Annotated in this window: 22 protein-coding genes and 1 pseudogene; 10 read left to right on the plus strand and 13 right to left on the minus strand. The window is 66.6% G+C overall.

The window, feature by feature from the left end:
* Positions 1–3 precede the first annotated feature (3 nt).
* A complete protein-coding gene (locus Hhyl2_RS03675) occupies positions 4–768 on the plus strand; it encodes a hypothetical protein (RefSeq protein ID WP_483549378.1) in 765 nt (254 codons plus the stop codon).
* Positions 769–771: 3 nt separating this feature from the next.
* Here Hhyl2_RS03675 and Hhyl2_RS03680 read toward each other — a convergent pair whose 3' ends face one another.
* The 3 genes from Hhyl2_RS03680 to Hhyl2_RS03690 all read right to left on the minus strand — a co-directional run bounded on the left by Hhyl2_RS03680 (position 772) and on the right by Hhyl2_RS03690 (position 2,630).
* Positions 772–957 carry a DUF7333 family protein gene (locus Hhyl2_RS03680; protein ID WP_483549379.1) on the minus strand — a complete coding sequence of 62 codons (186 nt, stop codon included), beginning with the start codon at positions 955–957 and terminating at the stop codon, positions 772–774.
* A gap of 57 nt (positions 958–1,014) precedes the next feature.
* Complete coding sequence (locus Hhyl2_RS03685; RefSeq protein WP_483549380.1) at positions 1,015–1,758, minus strand: hypothetical protein; 744 nt, start codon at positions 1,756–1,758, stop codon at positions 1,015–1,017.
* Positions 1,759–1,838: 80 nt separating this feature from the next.
* Positions 1,839–2,630, minus strand: a complete 792-nt coding sequence (locus Hhyl2_RS03690; RefSeq protein WP_483550547.1) for an aldo/keto reductase — start codon at positions 2,628–2,630, stop codon at positions 1,839–1,841.
* A 151-nt stretch (positions 2,631–2,781) separates the two neighbouring features.
* On the opposite strand from Hhyl2_RS03690, the gene Hhyl2_RS03695 reads away from it, so the two are divergent.
* On the plus strand, positions 2,782–3,444 hold the full coding sequence (locus Hhyl2_RS03695) for a halocyanin domain-containing protein (protein WP_483549381.1): 663 nt from the start codon (positions 2,782–2,784) through the stop codon (positions 3,442–3,444).
* Positions 3,445–3,446: 2 nt separating this feature from the next.
* Here Hhyl2_RS03695 and Hhyl2_RS03700 read toward each other — a convergent pair whose 3' ends face one another.
* Positions 3,447–3,977 (minus strand): SRPBCC family protein, encoded by a 531-nt coding sequence (locus Hhyl2_RS03700; RefSeq protein WP_483549382.1) that lies wholly within the window; start codon positions 3,975–3,977, stop codon positions 3,447–3,449.
* Between the two features lie 137 nt (positions 3,978–4,114).
* Between Hhyl2_RS03700 and Hhyl2_RS03705 the strand changes: the two genes are divergently transcribed.
* Both Hhyl2_RS03705 and Hhyl2_RS03710 read left to right on the plus strand, forming a co-directional pair.
* Positions 4,115–4,390, plus strand: coding sequence for a winged helix-turn-helix transcriptional regulator (locus Hhyl2_RS03705; RefSeq protein WP_483549383.1), 276 nt, complete (start codon positions 4,115–4,117; stop codon positions 4,388–4,390).
* Positions 4,391–4,436: 46 nt separating this feature from the next.
* Positions 4,437–5,510, plus strand: coding sequence for a tubulin/FtsZ family protein (locus tag Hhyl2_RS03710; protein WP_483549384.1), 1,074 nt, complete (start codon positions 4,437–4,439; stop codon positions 5,508–5,510).
* Positions 5,511–5,526: 16 nt separating this feature from the next.
* Here Hhyl2_RS03710 and radB read toward each other — a convergent pair whose 3' ends face one another.
* The 3 genes from radB to Hhyl2_RS03725 all read right to left on the minus strand — a co-directional run bounded on the left by radB (position 5,527) and on the right by Hhyl2_RS03725 (position 8,295).
* Complete coding sequence (radB, locus tag Hhyl2_RS03715) at positions 5,527–6,243, minus strand: DNA repair and recombination protein RadB (RefSeq protein WP_483549385.1); 717 nt, start codon at positions 6,241–6,243, stop codon at positions 5,527–5,529.
* 348 nt (positions 6,244–6,591) lie between these two features.
* Positions 6,592–7,428 carry a hypothetical protein gene (locus tag Hhyl2_RS03720; RefSeq protein ID WP_483549386.1) on the minus strand — a complete coding sequence of 279 codons (837 nt, stop codon included), beginning with the start codon at positions 7,426–7,428 and terminating at the stop codon, positions 6,592–6,594.
* A 51-nt stretch (positions 7,429–7,479) separates the two neighbouring features.
* Complete coding sequence (locus tag Hhyl2_RS03725; protein WP_483549387.1) at positions 7,480–8,295, minus strand: hypothetical protein; 816 nt, start codon at positions 8,293–8,295, stop codon at positions 7,480–7,482.
* Positions 8,296–8,387: 92 nt separating this feature from the next.
* Between Hhyl2_RS03725 and Hhyl2_RS03730 the strand changes: the two genes are divergently transcribed.
* Positions 8,388–9,134 carry a hypothetical protein gene (locus Hhyl2_RS03730; protein ID WP_483549388.1) on the plus strand — a complete coding sequence of 249 codons (747 nt, stop codon included), beginning with the start codon at positions 8,388–8,390 and terminating at the stop codon, positions 9,132–9,134.
* On the opposite strand, the gene larC is transcribed toward Hhyl2_RS03730, so the two are convergent.
* Entirely contained in the window at positions 9,135–10,361 is a 1,227-nt protein-coding gene (gene larC, locus Hhyl2_RS03735) for a nickel pincer cofactor biosynthesis protein LarC (RefSeq protein ID WP_483549389.1), read from the minus strand.
* A gap of 114 nt (positions 10,362–10,475) precedes the next feature.
* The gene (locus Hhyl2_RS03740) at positions 10,476–10,892 is read right to left on the minus strand and encodes a universal stress protein (RefSeq protein ID WP_483549390.1); all 417 of its coding nucleotides are present in this window, start codon (positions 10,890–10,892) and stop codon (positions 10,476–10,478) included.
* A 129-nt stretch (positions 10,893–11,021) separates the two neighbouring features.
* On the opposite strand from Hhyl2_RS03740, the gene Hhyl2_RS03745 reads away from it, so the two are divergent.
* Both Hhyl2_RS03745 and Hhyl2_RS03750 read left to right on the plus strand, forming a co-directional pair.
* Positions 11,022–11,672 carry an L-threonylcarbamoyladenylate synthase gene (locus Hhyl2_RS03745; RefSeq protein WP_483549391.1) on the plus strand — a complete coding sequence of 217 codons (651 nt, stop codon included), beginning with the start codon at positions 11,022–11,024 and terminating at the stop codon, positions 11,670–11,672.
* A 106-nt stretch (positions 11,673–11,778) separates the two neighbouring features.
* A complete protein-coding gene (locus Hhyl2_RS03750) occupies positions 11,779–14,007 on the plus strand; it encodes a CDC48 family AAA ATPase (protein ID WP_483549392.1) in 2,229 nt (742 codons plus the stop codon).
* Between the two features lie 24 nt (positions 14,008–14,031).
* Here Hhyl2_RS03750 and Hhyl2_RS03755 read toward each other — a convergent pair.
* The 3 genes and pseudogenes from Hhyl2_RS03755 to Hhyl2_RS03765 all read right to left on the minus strand — a co-directional run bounded on the left by Hhyl2_RS03755 (position 14,032) and on the right by Hhyl2_RS03765 (position 17,260).
* Positions 14,032–14,493: pseudogene (locus Hhyl2_RS03755) on the minus strand (nuclear transport factor 2 family protein).
* Positions 14,494–14,629: 136 nt separating this feature from the next.
* A complete protein-coding gene (locus Hhyl2_RS03760; RefSeq protein WP_483549393.1) occupies positions 14,630–15,856 on the minus strand; it encodes a type IV pilin domain-containing protein in 1,227 nt (408 codons plus the stop codon).
* 84 nt (positions 15,857–15,940) lie between these two features.
* Positions 15,941–17,260 (minus strand): cytochrome P450, encoded by a 1,320-nt coding sequence (locus Hhyl2_RS03765; protein WP_483549394.1) that lies wholly within the window; start codon positions 17,258–17,260, stop codon positions 15,941–15,943.
* A gap of 88 nt (positions 17,261–17,348) precedes the next feature.
* On the opposite strand from Hhyl2_RS03765, the gene Hhyl2_RS03770 reads away from it, so the two are divergent.
* Entirely contained in the window at positions 17,349–17,996 is a 648-nt protein-coding gene (locus Hhyl2_RS03770; protein WP_483549395.1) for a helix-turn-helix domain-containing protein, read from the plus strand.
* 96 nt (positions 17,997–18,092) lie between these two features.
* The gene (locus tag Hhyl2_RS03775) at positions 18,093–19,064 is read left to right on the plus strand and encodes a phosphotransferase family protein (RefSeq protein WP_483549396.1); all 972 of its coding nucleotides are present in this window, start codon (positions 18,093–18,095) and stop codon (positions 19,062–19,064) included.
* A 25-nt stretch (positions 19,065–19,089) separates the two neighbouring features.
* Here the strand turns inward: Hhyl2_RS03775 and Hhyl2_RS03780 are convergent, their stop codons facing one another.
* A complete protein-coding gene (locus Hhyl2_RS03780) occupies positions 19,090–20,232 on the minus strand; it encodes a CBS domain-containing protein (RefSeq protein WP_483549397.1) in 1,143 nt (380 codons plus the stop codon).
* Between the two features lie 109 nt (positions 20,233–20,341).
* Between Hhyl2_RS03780 and Hhyl2_RS03785 the strand changes: the two genes are divergently transcribed.
* Entirely contained in the window at positions 20,342–20,677 is a 336-nt protein-coding gene (locus Hhyl2_RS03785; protein ID WP_483549398.1) for a lycopene cyclase domain-containing protein, read from the plus strand.
* Positions 20,678–20,755 lie beyond the last annotated feature (78 nt).

Raw genomic sequence — 20,755 nt, forward strand, 5'->3', positions numbered from 1 at the left:
GTCATGGAGACACTCGGAGACCTCGTCGCAGCGGCCCGCGAGCACGACGGCGTGCTGTTCAGTTCGCCCGAGCGGAGTGCGCCCTACAGCTACCACGACTTCGCGACGAACGTCTGGAAAGGGGGGAATCTCCTGCGTCACTATGGTGTCCGCGAGGGGATGCGCGTGGCAGTCGTCGCCGGGCCCAAGGATCCTGCCGAGGACGACGAACCAGGCTATCTACGGGACACCCCGGACGCCGTGCTGGCGTTCCTCGCGGCGGCGCTGGACGGCGCGGTCGTGGACATGGACCCGCCGGGTGCCGTCGACGCGACGGCGCTGGTCGCGCCCGCGGCGTGGCTCGACCGCTACGAACTCGGGCCGGGGACGAAGGCGCTGGCCTACGGCGGTCCCAGCGACGACCCGACCGTCGCCCAGTTCGAGCGCGAACTGTGGAGCGAGAACCCGTTGGCGCCACCGGCCGAACTCACCCCCCAGGACCCGGCACTGGCGGGATCGGAGACGTTCACGCACGGCGCGCTGTTGGCCGCGAGCGAGCGCGTCGCCGCCGAGTACGATATCGAGGAGGGGACGACCGTCGCGCTGCGAGCGCCGGTTACCACTGCGGGGGCGCTCGTCGCTGGCGTGCTCGCCCCGATGCGTGTCGGCGGGACGGTACTGCTGGGGCGAGACAGCGACGAGGTGGGTGACGTGGCAGTCGCGACAGCGGAGTCGGTCCCGGAAGAACGGATGATCCGGCCGAGCGACGTTACGGCGGAACTGCTGTAGGTCTCAGTGTGATGCGCGGTACTCGCCGTGCTTGACGCCAAGCAGAAGCGTCAGCACGCCGAACACGAGCAGGCCGCCCATCACCATCATCACGGTGCTCGTCGTCATCGGGCTCATGAACGTCCCGACTGCGAGGACGCCGAACAGGACGAGAAACGCCACACCCGTCTTGATTTCGTCGAATTCCATGGCAGTCGTCGGTTAGGACCAGAGGACTGTAACTGTCGCGGTCGGTCCGACTGGCGATCAGCCCTTCGGTCGGACCAGGTCCGCGAGTGTCACCAGGCCGCCGAGCAGCCAGCCCAGCGGCACCGAGATCCCCAACCAGATGAGGACGTAGGCCAGTCCCTGGCGTTCGAAGTTCTCGATGAAGAACTGCGCGACGGCGTTGTTCCGGCCGAGTACGTCGAACAGGAGCCACCGCGAGAGCGTGTCACTCACGGAGAGCGCGACCTGGGGAGCGGCAGTCGAGTACAGCGCCGCGACGACCGGCGGCAGGAAGATGGCGGTCACGGCGAACGGATAGGCCAGCAGGACAGTCGTGACGCGTCCGCCGACCGAGCGCGTGCCGACTGCCAGGGCCGCCGAGACGGTCGCGACACCGCCGGCGGCCGCGACGGCGGCCAGTTCGCCCGTCGCGAGGTCGAACTGGAACCGCGCCAGCGCTGTCAGCCCGCCCCAGACGACCAGCGAGAGCAGGACGACGCCGATGACGCCCAGTCGAGCCGCCGTACCGTCGATGCGCCGGGCCTGATAGCGGACGACGACACCGAACAGAACGAGCGGATACAGCAGTGCGATAACCGGGACGCCCAGCCCCGACCAGAGTCGATACAATAGCATACCGAGCTGTGAATCGGGGGTCCAGGTACCCAGCACCGTATCGCCCGCGTTGCGCTGTCGCGGGTAGACGAGCTCCATCCAGGTCTCGTGTAACCGCTTCAGGTCGATGCGGACGCCCCCGACGACCCCCTGACTCCCGACAGACATACGCGGAGGTTTGGCCCCACCAGCGTTAAAGTTTTGAGGCTCCTTCGCGGTTCCCCCGGTGGCGAAGACAGGACCTACGATCAGTCCCAGGCGTCGGGTCCGAAGTCGGGGTTGATCCGACGGTCCACCCGTTCGATGTCGTCGATGCGGGCGATCTCGTCGTCGGCTAGGGACAGCCCGGCGCTCTCGAAGTTGTCGGCGATGTGGTCCCGGCCGGTCGCCTTCGGGATGGCGGTGACGCCCTTCTCGCGGAGCCACGCGAGGCTGACCTGGGCCTCGCTGACGTCGTGGGCCGCGGCGATGTCGGCTAGCACGTCGTGGCCGAACACCTCGCCGCGAGCCAGCGGGGAGTACGCGACCAGTTCGTAGTCGTGTTCTGCGGCGTGGGATCGCAGTTCCCGCTGCTGGAGGAACGGGTGCATCTCGACCTGGTTGGCGAAGAGGGGTGCGTCGAGGACATCCATCGCGCGCTCGACGTGGTGTGGCTCGAAGTTCGAGACACCGACCCGGTCGATGGCGCCCTCGTCGTACAGTTCGTCGAAGGCTGCCAGGGTCGACTCGGGGTCGTAGGCGCCCGACGGCCAGTGGACGTACAGCAGGTCGACGCTGTCGACGCCCAGATCAGCGAGGCTGTCCTCGACCGAGGCGTGCACGTCGTCGGAGGCCAGGTTCGACGTCCAGACCTTCGTCGCCAGGAAGACGTCCTCGCGGGCCACGTCGGCGGCCGCGATACCGTCACCGACGGCGGCCTCGTTGCCGTAGGCCTGCGCCGTGTCGATATGCCGGTACCCGACCTCGAGCGCGGTCTGTACGCTCTCCCCACACTGTTGTGGGTCGTCGTTCTGCCAGGTACCCAGCCCGAGCATCGGCATCTCCCGTGATCGCGGCATGGCGTCGACAGCGCGGTCCGTTTGATTCATCGGGAGCGCTATGCGATCGGCCTGGAAAACCGTTGGGGAAACGGCGGCGGGTGCCGGCTCCAAACCGACATATTCAGGACGGGGACCCTCTAACAGTCCGCGTATGACAGACGGTAGTGCAGACGTGTCTCGTCGGGCCTTCCTGCAGACGGCCGCGGGGGCCACGGCAGCATCGGCCGCTGCAGGAACCGCTGTTGCACAGGAAGAGGGCACCGACAGCGGCGGAGGCGGCGGTGGCGGCCCGCCGGACTTCGGTGGGTACCTGGACCAGGTCGGCAACTTCGACGGCTCGGTCACCGACGCCACCGGCCAGGACTCGGCGACAGTCCAGGTCGGTGTCGAAGCCAACGGCGGCGCCTACGGGTTCGGCCCGGCGGCCATCCACGTCGACAACGGCGCGACGGTCCAGTGGGAGTGGACCGGCAACGGCGGCGGTCACAACGTCGTCCAGGCCAACGGTGACACGCTCGACTCGGGGAGTTCGGTCGCTTCGAGCGGTGTCAACTACGAGCACACCTTCGAAGAAGACGGTATCTACAACTACTACTGTTCGCCCCACGAGGGGCTCCAGATGAAGGGATCGATCGTCGTCGGGACCGACTACCCGACCCAGAGCAGCGGCAGTAGCGGTGGCTCGTCCGGCCCGCCACAAGTCCCCGGCAGCGCGAAGACACTGGGCGTCGCGACGTCGTTCGTCCTCGTCGCCACGCTGGGCATGGCCTACTTCTTCATGCGCTACGGCGGTAACTACGAGACGCCGGAGTAGCCTCAGACCGAGTCGGGACCGGTCCGGATCTCCAGGTCTACGTCACGCCGTTGCCCCTCGATATCCGCGACCACCCGTTCGACGATCCGCTGTGCCTCCTTCTGGATGAGCGGTTTCACCTTCTCGATGACCCACTCCATCGAGACCAGTCGCGGCAGGTCGACGGCGTCCGACGAGGCAGAATCCGGGTCGAACGCGATCCGGAGGACGACACGTGAGGCGTCCTCGACATCCGCGGGTACGTCTTCGGGGTCTGGTTCGACCGCCCAGTACCCCTCCGCGTCGATGTCCTTGACGATCCGCCAGTCGATCCGTGTCGGCGGGTCGACCTCGGTCACCTCCGAGCGGGCGGTATAGGAGAGCTTCCACCACGAGAACACGAGGTCGTAGCGCGTCCCCGGCGTCCCGTCGCCGTCCTGTTCGACGCGGTCGATGTACTCCGAGTACCGCGCGTACCCCGGAAAGTCCAGGAGGAACTCGTAGATCTCCTCTGGCGGCACGTAGACGACCGTGCTGACCTCTACTTCGTCCACACCCCATACAGCGAGGGTCGTGGTCGTAAACTTTCGGGGGACGGCGACGCGGCCAGGCAGGATTTGCCGAAACATACCTATGGGACATAAATCAGAACAGCAAATATTATCACGCTGTATCCGATAGGGACGGTATCATGAGTGCACCAGACACCACGCACGTCGAGGCAACCGAGGAGACGAACGCGACCGGCTGGGAGGCTGTTCAGGAGCTGCCCCCGAGCGCGAAACTCGTCGCGAAGGTCCTGGAGTACAACGGCACGCTGACCCAGAGTCAGCTGGCAGAGGAGACGATGTTACCGCCCCGGACCGTCCGCTACGCGCTCAATCGACTGGAGGACGTCGGCGTCGTCGACTCGCGGTTCTCCTTCTCCGACGCGCGAAAGCGGATCTACGCCCTCTCGGTCGAGTAGGGCCCGCAGGACAACGTTGATTAGTTGTCCTTTCGACTGTTCTCGTATGCAGGTCGCCCTGATAGGCGTCGGCCAGGCTGGCGGGAAGGTCAGCCAGGCCCTCGCCGAATTCGACTACCAGATGGGGTTCGACGCCATCTGTGGTGCGGTAGCGGTCAACACTGCACGTGCAGACCTCCAGAACCTCGATATCGACACGATACTGATCGGCCAGGACCGCGTGAAGGGTCACGGCGTCGGCGGTGACAACGAACTCGGCGCCCAGATCATGCAGGAGAACGCCACCGAGGTGATGGACGACCTCGGCGGCCGCCTGACGACCGAAGCCGAGGCTATCTTCGTCGTCGCCGGTCTGGGCGGCGGCACCGGTTCCGGTGGCGCGCCGATGCTCACCCGGGAACTCAAGCGCATCTACGACATCCCCGTCTACGTGCTCGGCATCCTCCCCGGCCGTGACGAGGGAGCACTGTACCAGATCAACGCCGGCCGGTCACTGAAGACCTGTGCCCGCGAGGCCGACGCCCTCCTCCTCGTGGACAACGACGCCTGGCGATCCAGCGGAGACAGTGTCGCCGCCGGCTACGAACGCATCAACGACGCTATCTCCCAGCGCGTCGGCCTCCTGTTGGCCTCCGGCGAGGCCGTCGAGGGGGTCGGTGAGAGCGTCGTCGACTCCTCGGAGATCATCAACACGCTCCGTGGCGGCGGCATCGCCGCGCTGGGCTACGCCAGCGCACCGGCCAGCGAGGATGCCGGCGAGAACATCAACGCGATCACGAGTGTCACACGGTCGGCACTGCTGTCGAGCATGAGCCTCCCGAACGCCGTCGAAGCGGAGTCGGCGCTGCTGGTCATCGCCGGCGACCCCGAACGCCTCTCCCGGAAGGGGATCGAACGGGCACGGCGCTGGCTCGAGGACGAGACCGGCAGCATGGAGGTCCGTGGCGGTGATTTCCCGCTGGATTCGGACAAGATCGCCGCGCTCGTCCTGCTCTCGGGCGTCGAACGCTCGACGCGCGTCGACGAGTTCATGGAGCGCGCCAGTGAGGCCGCCGCACAGGAGGCCAACACCACCGACGTCGACGAGTACGCCTCCGACGACCTCGACAGTCTGATGTAGCGGTCGTCAGGCGTGGCTACCGCAACGACTCGGTGCCCGCGTCCTCCGTCCCGGCCAGCCCCGCGTCGGTGATACGGAACTGGGCGGTCCCGCCGGCCGGTTTCGCACGGTGTTTCTCCAGCGTCGCCCGGCGGTTCCCGCCACGGAACCGCTCCAGTCGGAGGATGGCACCCGACCAGTGGTTCAGCGTGTGCCCGCCCAGCGCCGACGAGCGGTCGCTGTCCGGGTCGGTGAAGACCTGGTTCGTAAAGAGGACGGCCAGGTCGTGTTTGCGGGCCAGCGAGAGCAGGTGCGTGATCTGGCGGGCGACGTCCCGCAACGTCTCGCCGCCGTCACCGTCGTCCCTGCGGAGCCGGTAGAACCCCGTCGCGCTGTCGACGACGATCAGTTCGACCTCGTCGGCGAACTCCGCTGCGTCCTGGACGGCCTCGCTCTGCTCGTCGTAGTCCAGCGCCTCGGTGACGATGAGCCGCCCAGCGAGGTCGTCGACGGTCTGGTCGGTCCCGTCGGTGCGGCCCGCCGCGATCTGTTCCATCCGGGCCGCCGAGAGCCCTTCCGTGTCGATGTAGAGAGCCACGTCGCCCGCGGCCGCGACCTCGATGGCCGCAGACAGCGCGAGGTTCGTCTTGCCGGCCGCTGGCGGACCGTACACCTGTGTGACGGCCCCCCGTTCTAGCCCCCCGTCCAGCAGGCTGTCGACCGGCTCGCAGCCGGTCGAGACGTAATCGCTCACGGACATGGGTTGGTCGTGTCCGGATAAAAACGCTCGCAACTCTCACCCGTAGTGTTTAGGTACGCAAATTCGACTACAAACAGCCAGAAAGCCCCGGCTGGCTGAACTCGGGGGCCTCGCTGCGCTCCAGTAGGTGCTTGCGTCGGCCGCCATCGTTCAGCCAGCCGCCCCTTTCAGCCCCACCCGTAGCCGGTTGGTCAACCGAGCTGGGTGGGGCTGAAAGGGGCCGCGTTCTCGGCGAACCCCGACGACGCAAGCACCTACTGGAGCGCAGCGAGTCGCGGGAGCCGAGAACGCGGGGGCTTTCTGGCTCTGGGAACTCTTGACTGCTACAGTAAACACCACTTCTCACTCGCGCCGCGGGAGAAAGCGGTCGATGGTCGCGACGACGGCCTCGACGTCGTCGATCTCGTCGCGGGCGAACCGCATGTCGAGGTCCCACCGGCGGTGCAGCACGATACCGTCGTCTGTCGTGCTGTAGGACTCGAAGCGGTCCCACGTGTATACTGTTCTCCCGAACGCGATGGAGCGGCCGACCCCGGCGTCGCTGAGCGTGTACGTGTGGGCGTTCGTCCGGTTGAACGGCATCGTCGAGACCGGCAACAGGAGCTGCCCGACGATCACGAGCCAGCCGACGTGTTCGAACCAGAACACTGCGCCCAGACACGCCAGGCCCAGGACGAACACCGGTGCCATCGTTAGGACGAGCCGGTTCCGTGCGCGGTCGGGCCAGCCGGCGGTGAACGACTCGTACTCGGTCGCACCGGCCAGCACGGTGTCGGTGTAACGGGACCGCGCGACGAACACGAGCGCTGCGCCCGGCACCACCGCCGCGATGGCTCCGAAGAAGAACGCGACGAGCGCGACGACGCCGAACGTCGGGGCCAGCAACAGCGACCCAAGACCGTAGACGCCTGCGAGCGCCGCGGGCAGCCAGCGCACCCGAGAGCTCCCGAGCCGAACTGCGAGCGCCGTCCGGCGCCAGGTCGCCAGCCAGCCGAGCGTGGTGACTGCCGCGAGGGTCAGGATACCGACGCCGTAGAGGGCGCCTGCGTCGCCGATGCCGCCCTGGACGACGGCCGCCAGTACCGGCGCTGTTGCCAGCAGTCCGAGGTAGAACCCCAGCGCGAGTGCGAACGCGCCGTCGGTGGTCCGTTCGGCGCGGTCGAGGGCGACTGTAGACATCTGTCCGGAAGCTCTCACCCAGAATATAAAAACCGGTCGACCTGTCTGAGATCACGTCTCCACGTGTCGGGCGAGCACCGCTTCGACGGTTTCGGGGTCCTCCAGATCGTCGAGTGCGAACCGCAGGTCGACGTACCAAGGGCGATGCAACACGAGCGCGTCCGTCGTTCGCGAGTACCCCTCGAAGTCCGACCAGGGGCGGAGCGTGCACGCGGCCGTCGTCTCGACGGCCAGTCCTGCCGTCGTCGCTTCGTACCGCAGCGGCCGGCCGATCAGGAGACAGCCCGTGCCTGTCCAGAACAGCAACTGGGCCGTGTGTTCGATGATTCCTGACCGCGCGACCGCACCGACGGCTAGACTGGCTAGCCCGACCGTGACACCGACGGCTCGAACCAGGCGTCTTGTCCTGTCCGGCCACCTCGCTCGCCAGCGTGCTCGAACGTCCAGGCCAGCGGTCACGGATCGGGTATATCTGGTCCGGGACATCGTGACCAGCACGAATCCCACCATTCCTACCGCGGCCCCGGTGACGAACACGAGGATGGTGTAGCCCCTCGTGCCACCCGCCAGTACGAAGTAGGTGGGCAGTGCGACGACGATTCCTGGAACGGTAGTGAGCCAGCGAGCACGCGTCCCGCCGAGACGGACTGCGGTCGCCGGCCGACGCCTGGTGGCGAGCCAGCCTGCGGGAACGAAAACGAGTCCGGGCGCGAGGAGGACCAGCGCGAACGTCGTCGAATCGAGCGGTCGCTGTGGCCACAGAGCCAGCGTCGCGGCGGTCGCAGCGAGCGACCACGCGTAGAGGCCGAGTGCGACGCCGAACCGCAGGTCGGTAGCTTCGGCTCGATCGATGGAGGGAACCGGCATTGAACGGACGTCTCGACGGGCAGAAATAAAGGGTTCCGTTGCTCCCTCGCCGACGCCGGCACGCGTAAGTGGATTCCCGGTCAACTACGGGCGTGATCGTCGTCGCGACGGAGGACTTCGAGGTGTACCACGGCGTGGTCAACGAGCTCCGGGACCGTGGGACGGAATTCACTACAATCGAGCCGGGCGACACCTGGCCCGAGGACACGGCGGTGGCAGTTATCGCGGCGGGCGAACGGGTCGAGGTCCCCGAGGGCGTCCCGGTGGTCCAGGCGGACCCCGAGGAACCGCGACGAGCCGTCGAGGAGGTCATGGCGACACTTCGGGGCGAGGGCGGCCGGACCGTCGTCGGTATCGACCCTGGCGAGCGACCGGGTATCGCCGTCCTCCACGGCGAGATGGTCGTCGCGGCGTTCCAGGTCCCCGCCGCGGAGGCGCCAGAGGTCGTCAGCCGCGAGGTCGCGGACGCCGTCGAGCCCGTGGTCCGCATCGGCGACGGCGCCCGACTCGTGGGCTCACGACTCGTCGACGACATCGAGGACGTCCCCATCGAACTGGTCGACGAAACTGGGACGACGCCGTATCTCGGAACCGGCGCCCGCGGGATGGGCGACGTGCTCGCAGCAGTGAACATCGCTCGACTGGCGGGCGAGGAGATACAGAGCCGCGACATCGACCCGACCGCCGGCGAACTCCAGCGCATCAAGGACCGCTCGCGCGAGGAGAGCGATACCAATCGTGCTATCGGCGATACGCTGGCCCGACGGGTCGCGGTCGGCGAGTTGACCATCGCCGAGGCGCTGGCGGAACACCGCGACGACGCGGCCGACGAGGCGTGATCAGTCCCGGACCGCTCGCTCGGCTCGGTCCATCACCGAGCGAATCGACAGGCCCGTCGCTTCGGCGACGGCGACGGTGTCGTCGTACTCGGCACTGACGTCGAAGACCGAGCCCTCGGCGTCGCTGGCGACCTTCACGTCGACCGCGTAGGTCTCGCCGTCGATCTCGACGTCCGCCGACACTATCTCGCGATCGGCCACCCAGCGGTGACCGGCGCCGTGTTCGCGGACACCCAGCGTCCCGGTTTCGGTGGCGAGGCGGCGAGCGACCCGCTGGGCGTCCTCGGGCTTGCAGATAACCTTCACGAGGTGGCCCGGTCGGGACTTCTTCATCGTGGCCGGGAGGATCGAGACGTCCCTGGCACCCGCCTCGGCCAGCGAGCGCTGGAGGTCCCCGAGTACCTCCGGCGGGACGTCGTCGACGTTCGTCTCCAGGACGGTGATCTCGTCGCGCCGGAGGCGACCCTCGTCGTCGCCGACCGTCGCACGCAGGACGTTGGGTCGCTCCTCGAAGTCGTGTCCGCCTGCACCGTAGCCCGACTGCTCGATCCGGAGCGAGGGCAGCGACGGGACGCCGTCTGCGAGGTGTGCCAGTATCGCGGCGCCGGTCGGGGTCAGGAGCTCTTCGTCGATGGGGCCTCCCTGGAGCGACCAGTCCGCTCGCTCGGCGATCTCGACGACGGCGGGCGTCGGCACGGGGTAAGTGCCGTGGCTCATCTCGACGGTGCCGCCGCCGGCCGACAGCGGCGTCGTCACGACGCGCTCGACGTCGAGGTCGTCCAGAAGGAGGCAGGCACCGACCACGTCCGCGATGGCGTCGTCGGCACCGACCTCGTGGAAGTGGGTCTCGGCGAGGTCGGTCCCGTGGACGGCCGCCTCGGCCTCCCCGAGGATCTCGAAGATGGCGAGTGCGTCCGATTCGACAGTCGACGGGAGGTCCATCCCCGCGACGATGTCGACGACCTCCTCGTAGTGTCGGTGCGGGCCGTGGCCTTCGGCGTGCGTGTGGTCGTGGCCGTGAGCATCGTCGTCCGGCCTCTCGTCCAGTAACACCTCGACGCGGGTGGCGCTGATCCCACTGCGGTCGACCGTCGAGACGGCGTACTCGACGCTGAGGCTGTCGATGACCGGGGCCAGCGCGCTCCGGTCGGCGCCGGCAGCCAGGAGGGCGCCCAGAACCATGTCGCCGGCGGCGCCGGTCCGGCCGTCGAAAGCGAGTGTTCGCATAGCTCGACCCTCGCTCCGGGCAGTAAAAAGCCCTCATACTACCGGCTATAAGCATGTGAAGATTTTTGCCACCCCAGAGTGGCAAAATCCTTCACGAAGTGATAGCCTGCAGTATCAGGAACGGCGGACGATGTGGACGTCGTAGGCGTCGTCGACCGCGGCCTCGCCGATGGGGACGACGATGTTGTCCGCGTCGTCGCTCCCGAGGAAGACGACCGTCGCGTCGACGTCGCGGGCGACGCGTTTCACCATCTCGGAGAGTTCGCTGGCCGACTGTGCGCTGACGTCGTCGTAACGCAATTCGGCGTCGTCGGTCGTCTCCTCGATCTTCCGGCGGAGGTCGCTTGCCGCCGTCTCGACCGCGAAATCCTCGTCGGGATCGACGCGGCGGCGTCGCTCGACGTAGTCCGCGCCGGTCGGGATGAAACTGACGGCGACGACGTCGGTGTCCATGGCGGCGGCGTAGGTGACCGCGCGGTCGAGTGCTGCCTCTGCGAGCGGCGATCCGTCGAAGGGGACGAGAAAGACCATATCCCCGGTATCGCACCCAGCCTTATCAATCACGGCGATGGCGGCAGCCGTCGGTGGCTTTCGGGCGGCTGTGGGGGTGACCCTCACACGACCGCAACCGGCATCACTGCTGCCCAGCGAACGGCGTGTATGTCGACGATACTGGACTCTACCCCCGAAGCTGTCGAGACTGCCGCGCAGTGCATCCGCGACGGCGGCGTCGTGGTCGCGCCGAGCGACACCAACATGGCGCTGACCGTCGATCCGCACGATGCCGATGCCATCGAGCGTGTCTACGACATCAAGGACCGCCCGAGGCACAAGCCACTGACGCTGTTCGTGCGTGATCCCGACGACTGGCGACGGTTCGGGACCCACCCTGATCCGGCGGTCGTCGACGCGCTGGCCGACGCGTTCTGGCCGGGGCCGTTGAACATCGTCCTCGAAGCGGCCGATGGCGACCGCCACGACCGACTCTCGATGGACGGCACCGTCTCTATCGGCTGTCTCTCGAACCCCGTCTGGCGCGATCTGGCCGCGGCCGTCGACGGGCCGCTGGCGATGACCTCGGCCAACCAGTCCGGCACCGTCGACGACGACACGCTCGTGACGGTCGAGACTGCCATCGAACACGTGGGGGAGGCCGTCGACTACGTCCTCGCGGGGGAACCACAGGGGACGACCCGCGCGTCGACCATCCTCTCGCTGGCGGCCGGGGACGAGGGGGACGCGACGGTACTCCGACGGGGCGATATCGACGCGAAAGCGGTCGAGAACGCCGCGCCGTTGCGCGTCGACTGAACTGTGGTAGCACGCCACATAAAAACCCGTCGCCACGCGATTTGCCCGCCGGTAGCATAAAGCATATCTCCCGGGATACCCGAGTTCTCTCTACCTTCACTCTACTATGAACGAAGTCCAACTGGAAGTGGCGAAAGCGTACCCGAACGACTCGGGGCGCGGGATCGCCCGGCTCGACCCCGATACGCTGTTGCATCTCAAGCTCTCGCCCGGCGACATCATCGAGATCGAGGGGAGTGATACCACCGCGGCCAAGGTCTGGCGCGCGGACCGGCAGGACTGGAACACCGACACCGTCCGCATCGACGGCTTCACGCGACAGAATGCCGACGTGGGCATCGGCGAACGCGTGACCATCCGGAAGGCCGACGCCGAGAAGGCGGACAAGCTCGTTCTGGCACCTCCGGAGGAGGCGTCGGTGCAGTTCGGCTCCGACGCGGCCGGCATGGTCAAACGGCAGATCCTCAAGCGACCGGTCGTCGAGCGCGACATCGTCCCGGTGATGTCCTCGACGAACCACCCGTTCATGCGCTCGCCCGGCCAGGCCATCCCCCTGATCGCCGTCGAGACCGAACCGGAGGGCGTCTGTCTCATCACCGAGGACACCGAGGTCGAACTCCGCGAGGAACCGATCTCGGGCTTCGAGAAGACCGGCGGCGGCATCACCTACGAGGACATCGGTGGGCTCCAGAACGAGATCCAGCGGGTCCGCGAGATGGTCGAGTTGCCGATGAAACATCCCCAGATCTTCAAGAAACTCGGCATCGAGCCACCACAGGGGGTGCTGTTGCATGGCCCACCCGGCACGGGCAAGACCCTGCTGGCGAAGGCCGTCGCCAACGAGACCTCGGCCAGTTTCTTCTCTATCGCCGGGCCGGAGATCATCTCGAAGTACTACGGGGAGAGCGAACAGCAGCTACGTGAGATCTTCGAGGACGCCAGCGAAGAGGCGCCCTCGATCATCTTCATCGACGAACTGGACTCCATCGCACCGAAACGCGAAGACGTCACCGGCGAGGTCGAGCGCCGGGTCGTCGCGCAACTGCTGACGATGATGGACGGCCTCGAATCGCGGGGCCAGGTCATCGTCATCGCTGCGACCAACCGTGTCGACAGCGTCGATCCCGCACTCCGGCGCCCCGGCCGGTTCGACCGCGAGATCGAGATCGGCGTCCCGGACGAGGTCGGCCGCGAGGAGATCCTCCAGATCCACACCCGCGGGATGCCCCTCTCGGACGACGTCAACCTCGCGAAGATGGCGACCGAGACCCACGGCTTCGTCGGTGCCGACATCGAGAGCCTGACCAAGGAGGCCGCGATGAAGGCCCTGCGACGCTACCTCCCGGAGATCGACCTGGACGAGGAGGACATCCCGCCGAGCCTCATCGACCGGATGATCATCAAGCGCGAGGACTTCAAGGGCGCGCTCAACGAGGTGAGTCCAAGCGCCATGCGGGAGGTCCTCGTCGAGTTGCCGAAGGTCTCCTGGGACAGCGTCGGCGGCCTGGAGGAGGCCAAACAGGAGGTCCAGGAGGCCGTCGAGTGGCCGATGAACTCCCCCGAGAAGTTCGAGCGCATGGGCGTCACGCCACCGTCGGGTGTGCTGCTGTACGGGCCACCCGGCACCGGCAAGACGCTGATGGCGAAAGCCGTCGCCAACGAGACCGACGCCAACTTCATCTCGGTCCGTGGCCCGCAACTGCTCAGCAAGTGGGTCGGTGAGAGCGAGAAGGCCATCCGCCAGACCTTCCGGAAGGCCCGGCAGGTCGCGCCGACGGTGATCTTCTTCGACGAACTCGACTCGCTGGCACCCGGACGCGGCGGCGACATGGGCTCGAACGTCTCCGAGCGCGTCGTCAACCAACTGTTGACCGAACTCGACGGCCTCGAAGAGATGGAGGACGTCATGGTCATCGGCGCCACCAACCGGCCGGACATGATCGACCCGGCGCTGATCCGCTCGGGCCGGTTCGACCGCCTGGTGATGATCGGCGAACCGGACATCGAGGGTCGCGAGCAGATCCTCAAGATCCACACGGACGATACGCCGCTCTCGCCGGACGTCAGCCTGCGTGAACTGGCCGAGATCAGTGACGGCTTCGTCGGCTCCGATCTGGAGTCGATCGCCCGCGAAGCGGCCATCGAGGCCCTGCGCGAGGCCGACGACGCCGAAGAGGTCGAGATGCGTCACTTCCGGCAGGCCATGGACAACGTCCGTCCGACCGTGACCGACGACATCCGCGAATATTACGAGCGCATGGAGGAGGACTTCAAGGGTGGCGGCTCCAGTCCACAGCAGCGCCGTGGCGGCAGCGGTCGCATCGGCTTCCAGTAGCCCGTCGGCTGTCTCTCGTGTTTCCTAGGCTTCGATCGCGTCCCGCCAGCGGAACGTATCCGTGTACTGTGTGAACCGTTCGATTCTCCCGTCGGCGATGTCGTGGACGTGTGCGAACTGGGCCGTCAGATCCGTTCCAGTCGCGGTCGCTGTGCCCGTCGCTCGACCGAGGACGACCATCGTGTCCCCTGCCTCGACGATCCGTTCGATCGTCAGTTCGAGGTCGTCCAGTTGCGACAGCGTGGGTCAGAAGACGTCCTCGACCACGGCATCGACGCCCCGATGTGTTCCGCCGAACGTCAGGCCGTCCGGTTCGATCCATTCGATGTCGTCGGCCATGAAACTCCTCACTGTCTCGATATCGCCGTCGTTGAATGCCTGGTAAGCTCGTTCGACGAGTTCACGGTTCGAGTCTATCTGCGGTTGTGACATGTTTGCACACCAGCAAGACGTTCGCCGGGGAGAGAAATATAGACGTATTATCATTTGCTGGCGGGATAACCGCCACTCTGCCGGTCGGACCTGAACTGGTATTCAGTCCTTGGTAACCGATCTATCCGCCAAGCGCCTGCTGGAGAGTCGCTCATCGGTTCCCGCGGTGTAGACCATGGAACTGGCGCACTCAACAGCTAGCTGGATTCCCGTCGGTCCCGTCGACCCGCGTGTTGTCGCCCTGGACGGTGTTCTGGCAGACGAGGCTGTTCGCCTGTGCCTGGGCGGTCGTCTCGCCGTTGACGTCGTCCGGGGTCCCGGTCACGAACTCGATGCCGTAGGAGCCGCTGTAGTCAGCGACGTCGTTACCAGTCGCCGCGACCACGTCGCCGCTTCCGGTGTAGAACCACATCCCCTGAGCGCTGGTCCGGCGGACCGTGTTGTCGGAGATAGTGGCCGTGTCTCCGGCACCGATCCGGCCGCTGATCGGGCCGCCCCGGACAGTCAGGCCCGTCACCGTGATACCGTCGACGTCGTTGACCCTGAGGTTGGCGTTCGAGCCCCGGCCATCGCGGACGAGTGTGCTGTCGGTGACAGTGGTGTCGGGTGCGTCGAGCGCGACGAGTTCCTCGCCGCTGCCGATACTGGAGCCGCCATCCACGCGGACGCCGTCGAGGGTCGCCCCCGCCGCGTCGACAGTGATTCCCGTCTCCGAAAGGGAGCCACTCCCGACCTCGATTGTCGCCGGGTTCGAGGGGTCCTGTGACGTGATCGTCACGTCCTTGTCGACCGTGATGGTGGCGTCGCTGTCGTACGTCTCGCCGCTCTCCAGCCTGATGGTGTCGCCCGGGCTCGCGTTGTCGATGGCCGTCTGGACCGACTCGGTCGGCGCGAGATTCGCCGGTGGCGTGCTCGCACCGGTCGCGTCCGTCGGGATCTCGTACTCCCGCAGGACGAACGACTCCTCGGAGTCGGGGTTGACCCACACGATCGCGACGGTGTCGCCCTCGGCGAAGTCGAAGCCGACCGAGATGTCGCCGGTGGCCGATCCGTGACCGTCGTCGACCGTCACGGTGTCGCCGGCGCTGACCGGGAAACTCGCGACCGCGCTCCCGCTCTGGCCGGCCCACTGTTCTCGCACGGTGTCACCGTCGGCGTCCCGGAGCTGGATCGCCAGTGCCAGGGTGTTGCCGTCGGTGAACTGGTCGCCGTTCTCGTGGGCGACGGTCAGCGTGCCGTTCTGTGCGTCGTAGTCGAACGCGAAGGTCGCCTGAGGGGCCGGCGACCCGGTCCCGCTGAGGAACGCGAACGCGGTCACGGCGACGACACTCGAGAGAATCACGACGACGGCGACCATCAGGATGTTGGAGATAACTGGTGAGACAGCGCGGTCGAGCGGGGAATCGGCAGACGACATCGGTACCTATCTCTCGTTCAGTGGGTCGGATGTAAAAGCAGTCGGACGAACTCGGCGACTGATACCCAGTTCGTCGAGGCCGACTCACCCGCGAGGATGGACCGTCGCCGATATCGTCTGTTCCGGACGGAGTGCGATGGTCGGTCGGAAGGAGAGCGGTTCGTCGACGGCGACGTCGAGATCGACGTGGCCGACCATCGTCGCCAGTGCCAGCGTCAACTCCACGCGGGCGAACTCCATCCCGATGCAGTATCTGGGGCCGCCACTGAACGGGAAGTAGGCGTACTCGGGCCTGTCGGCGGCCCGGTCCCAGCGGTCCGGGTCGAACCGCTCGGGGGCGTCCCAGTACCGCTCGTCGCGGTGGGGGACCCACTGGGGGATCAGGACCTGTGCGCCCGCTGGCAGGTCGTACTCGCCGAGCGTCACCGGATCAAGGGTCTGGCGATTGATCCCCATCGTCGGCGGATAGAGCCGGAGCGTCTCCCTGACGACGTTCCGGGTCCGGGACAGGGATTCGTAGGCTGTTCCGTCGGGTATCGGTCCGTCGACCACGTCGTCGTACTCTGCCCGGAGTGACGCGGCGACCTCGGGATGGTCGCTCAGGAGATACCAGACGTAGGTCAGCGCCAGGCCGGGCGATTCGTGGCCGGCCAGCAGGAGACCGACGACGTTGTGGCGGACCTCCTGGGCGGAGAGCGTGCCGGCCTCGCGTGCAGCGAGCAGGCGCGTGCACACGTCGCCCCCACCCGTATCGGGGTCTTTCTCGTCCAGGATCCCAGCCACATAGTCGTCGAGGGCAGCCACGGAGCGCTCGAAGCGCCGGTCGGTCGGCGTCGGCACCCAGTCCGGGAGCAACTGTCCCGGCCGCCCGAAGTCGGCACGGTCGACCAGGGCGTCCGAGGCCGCCAGGACGGCCGCTTCGTCGCCACTGGCGTCGACACCCAGCAGCGCGTCGGCCAGCAACTGGACGGTCAACCGTCGCATCTCGTGGTGGAGGTCGACGTCGGCGCCGGCGTCCCACCGCTCGACGAACGACGCCGTCGTCGGCCCGAACCGGTCGGCGTACCGGTCGAGCGCGTCTCTGGCGAAGGCGGGCCGGAGCGCGTTACGGAGACGGTGCCATCGCTCGCCCGTCGTGGTTGTGATCGCGTGGTCCTCGACGCCCTCGAAGGAGTCCCGCTGTGCTGGTCCGATGGAGAACCGCTCGTGTTTCTCGACGAGGACCTGCTCGATCAGTTCGGGATCGGTCAACAGATACATCGACTCGCCGGGGATCCGGAGCCGGACGAGCCCGCCCCGTGTAGCCCACTGTTCCATGGCGGTCACCGGGTCGCGGGCGAACGAGAACGCGTTGCCCACTATCGGCAAGCCGTCGACGGTCGGTGGTGCTCTCGTATCGGCCATACCTGTTCTTTCGGTGTCGACGCCCGTAGCGCTACCCTGCCGCATCCGAACCGGTTTTATGTCGGTCGCGACGCGACGTTCGAACGGGATGCGGTACGTCACCGTGGTCATGTACCCGGACCCGGCGGAGCTCCACCCCGTGGAGCGGCAACTGGCCGAGGACCCGGCGGTCCAGCGCCGGGCGATCCACGAGGTCAAGGAACTCGACGACGGCACCATCGCCCTCCTGGCGGAGGTGTCGGGCGACCTCGATCGGTACCGGGAGATCATGGAGACGACGGCGTCGGTCCACGAGTTCGCCGTCTCCGGTGACGAGTCGGGGTACTGCTACAGCCGCGTCGACCCGACGCCGCTGACCAGACGCCTCATGGGAAGCAACCAGGCCGAGGACTTCGTCGTGCAGATGCCCATCGAGTACACCGAGGACGGTGGCCAGCGTGTCACGCTCGTGGGCCGCGAGACGGACTTCGCGGGACAACCCATGGATCTGCCGGACACCGTCGACATCGAACTGGAGTCGACTGGGCCGTACTACCCGGAAGCAGAGGGCGTCTTCGCGGACCTGACCGACAGGCAGCGCGAGGTCCTGGAGGTGGCACTCAGGCTCGGCTACTACGAGCAGCCACGCCAGGCGACACAGGACGCGATCGCGAGAGAGGTCGGCGTCGAACCCGGAACGGTCGGCAAGCACCTCCGGGCAGTCGAGTCGAAGGTGTTCTCGAAGTACGTCCGGTGAACCGGCGCCCCGCAGAGGTACCACGGCGTCGCCGACAGAGTCCGGTGGGCGAACGTTTTTCACCCGAACGCCGAATACGGAGACGGAATCTCCCGTATGTCCGACGCCATCGAACGCGCCCTCCACAGCGCCCTCCCCGACCGTACCGTCGAGACGATCGATCCACAGACGACCCGTCCCGGTAACGAAACGGCGTTCGTGACGTTCTCGGACGGTGACCCGGTCTATGTGAAGACCACGACCGAGACAACGAGGCGACTCCGACGCGAGATCGCGGCGATCCGCTACGCCGGGACTCACTGCAGAGTCGGGACGCCGGCGATAGTGGCCGCCGACCCAGCAGCTGACCCGCCGTATCTGCTCACCGAACCGCTGTCCGGGACGCTGTTCAACGACAGGTGGACCGAGGGCGGTGACCGGGAGCCGCTACTTCGCAGTCTCGGTACAGTCGTCGCCGGCGTCCACGATGCGAGGTTCGATCGTCCGGGTGTCGTCACCGGCGGTGACGCCGACGCCCTCACGGTGCGGGAGGGAACCTGGACCGAGACGCTGTGCCGGACCATCGAAGCGCGAGCGGACGACTGGCTCCCCGAGCGGTTCGCGGACATGCCCGAACGACTCGTCGAGACTGTCCGCGAGGTCGACCCTACGCTCGAAGGCTCACCGACACTCCTCCACGGGGATCCCAGTCGGATCAACGTCCATCTCGACCCTGCAGGACTGCTCGACTGGGAGCGCGCTCTCGTCGGCGACCCGGCCTTCGGGCTGGTCGACGCGATGTTCCACCACACCGGACAGCCGGACGTCTCCGAGACCGAACAGTCGGCCCTCGACGATGCGCTGCTAGAGGGCTACCGGGAGCGAGCGGGAGCGCTCCCGCCTGGGTTCGAGCGGTACGAATCGCTCTACCGGGCCGTCTCGTATCTTCTGGTCCCGCAGGCGTTCGACGACTGGTCGGCCGACGCCGAGGCGCCGGCTGACGAACTGGCTGCTGACGTTCGGGCGGAGTTCGACAGGAGACTCACGGCCGCTCGCGAGCCGACAACGGCGGACCCATCACAGTCGTAAGCGGGAGAGAACGAGAGAGACCCGGCTACAGCTCGCCGAGCTTCCGCAGCAGCTGGCCGCGGTACTCCTCGTCGGCCTGGACGCCCTTCAGTTCGAGGACGTTCCGTTCGAGTTTGTCGAGCGCGACGTTGAACGCCGTCTCGGCGCCGTAGCCCTCGCCGGAGCCGGCGGCCTGGCCCTTGTTGGTCCGGAGCCGGATCTGGCACTGGATCAGCGGGGTGCCACGGAGTTTCTCCTTGTGCTCGTGGAACCGGACGTGGGCGTGCTGGACCTGCATCGCCTGGTACTTGTCGGCGACGTCCTGGATGGACTGGCGGATGTCCTCGCGGCTGATCGTATCGAGAAGGTTGATGTTGGTGATCTGGACGTCCATGTGTTCCTCCTCGGTGTAGGTCAGCGCACGTAGGACGTCGGTCTTGGTGACGATCCCGGCGACGTGGGTATCGTCGTTCTCGGGCGTGACCACGAGGCCGGCGAAGTCGTGTTCGAGCATCCGCGCGACGGCGTCCCGGACGGACTCGTCGAGGGTCGTGGTCGCGACCGGACTGGACATGACGTCGTAGACTGGCAGGTCGAGAATTCGCTCGATCTCACCGGCACGGTCGCCTCTGGTGGCTTTGTTCATGTCCCGGACGACGACGTCGACGATGTCGTGACGGGTCGTCATGCCGGAGAGCTGGTCGTCGCCGTCCAGCACCGGCAGCCGGGAGATGCCGTTCTTCCGCAGGAGGTTGACAACCTGGCCGACGTTGGTGTCCTCCTCGACCGTGATGACGTCCTGGGTGTAGATCTGCTCGACGGTGAGGGCGTCGAGATTTTCGAGGACCGCTTCGAGGATGGCGTCCTCGGTGATGATCCCCCAGAGGGTCTCTCCCTCGAAGACGGGTGCAAGCTTGGTCCCGCCCTCGACGAGCACGCGAGCGACCTTCCGCACGTCGTCGGTCCGCGCGACTTTGGGCGCCGTGCTCGTCATCGCCCCCGCTTTCGCGTTGTCCTCCACGTGGGACTGGACCAACTGTTTCTGCGTGATGACGCCAGCGTAGGCACCGTCCTCGGTGACGATGATGCCCTTGGGGTTCTCGCGCTCGAAGATAGACCGAACCTTCCCGAGGCGCTTGTTGGCGTCGACCTCGACAAACTCTCTGGTGGCGATATCAGCAATATCCATCGTGCTTCACACCGCGGAGGTTCGACGTGAAGGGTTATCAAGCTTGGTTCGGTTCCCGGCAAGGGAGACCTCCGGATAGGTTTTTGCACCGTCAATACGTCCGTGGAATATGCTTCCGGATATCGGTGTGTTCGGCCCCTACACATACCTCGTCACCGAGGTCCTCTGGGGGAGCGTCGCCCTGGTCCTGCTGTGGCGGGCCGAGGCGCTCCGCAAGGCCGCCCGGACCATCGTGATTCTGTACCCGATCGCGTACGTCTGGGACTGGTATACGCTGGAAGTCGGTGTCTTCGAGATCACGCTCCGGACTGGCGTGGATCTGCTGGGGATCCCCATCGAGGAACACATCTTCATGGTCGTCGTGCCCGGATTGGTCATCGGACTCCACGAGACGATCCACGGCCAGCGTGACACTGACTCGCGAGATGTGTCAGACTCCGTATGACGCGTTTCGGTTGGAAACGCTGCTCCCTTTCTGGCACAACGCTGGAAACTACATTCTACAGAACCACCAGATAGCGCC

It is taken from the genome of Haloarcula sp. H-hyl2 (assembly GCF_056934385.1).